1 protein-coding gene is annotated in these 724 nt (G+C 71.7%); it reads left to right on the forward strand.

Features of this window, described 5'->3' with window-relative positions; all coding sequences use genetic code 11:
* On the forward strand, positions 1–611 hold a 611-nt coding region (locus tag ABTU92_RS28480; RefSeq protein WP_408094946.1), incomplete at its 5' end, for an ABC transporter permease.
* Positions 612–724: the final 113 nt, after the last annotated feature.

A 724-nucleotide genomic window follows, 5' to 3' on the forward strand; every position in this document is an offset into this window, starting at 1 on the left:
CCGTCGCCGCGGTGGCGCTCGGCGCGCTTCGCCATCCGGCGTCGCGGTTCCTCGCCGCGGTCGCGGTCGGCGGCGCGGCGCTCGGCGTCGGGCTCGGCGTGCTCACCGGCATGTACCGGGGCGCCGAGAGCTTCACGGCCTGGATCGTGCGGGTGCTGCGCCCGGTGCCCGGCCTCGCCTGGGTGCCGTTCGCCATCATCTGGTTCGGGGTGGCGCCACAGGCCGCCGTCTTCATCATCGCGGTCGGGGTGTTCTGGATCGTCTACTTCGCCGCGCACGGGGCGGTGCGGGCCGTCGACCGCGACCTGATCGAGCTCGCCGACGCCTTCGGGTTCCGGTCCGGCCTTCAGCGTCTCGTCAAGGTGCTGCTGCCGGCCGCGACCCCCGGCATCCTGGTCGGTATCCGCACCGCGCTCGGTCAGGCCTGGATGGCCGTGGTGGCGGCCGAGATCTTCGGGGTGTTCGGGCTCGGCCAGCGGATGATGCAGGCGTCGAGCCTGCTCGCGACCGACATCGTCGTCGTCTACATGCTCACCATGGCGGGCCTCTACGGCCTGGTCGACTCGGCCTTCGTGGCGCTGCAAGGATGGTTGCTGCGATGGAGAGCGTGATCGCGCTGCGCGGCCTGTCGCTCACCTTCTCCCGCGACGGGACCGACACCGAAGTGCTGCACCGCGTCGACCTCGATGTTCGCCGCGGCGAGTTTCTGGCCATCGTCGGTCCC

Source organism: Rhodoplanes sp. SY1, from assembly GCF_046000175.1.
GTDB lineage: Bacteria > Pseudomonadota > Alphaproteobacteria > Rhizobiales > Xanthobacteraceae > Rhodoplanes.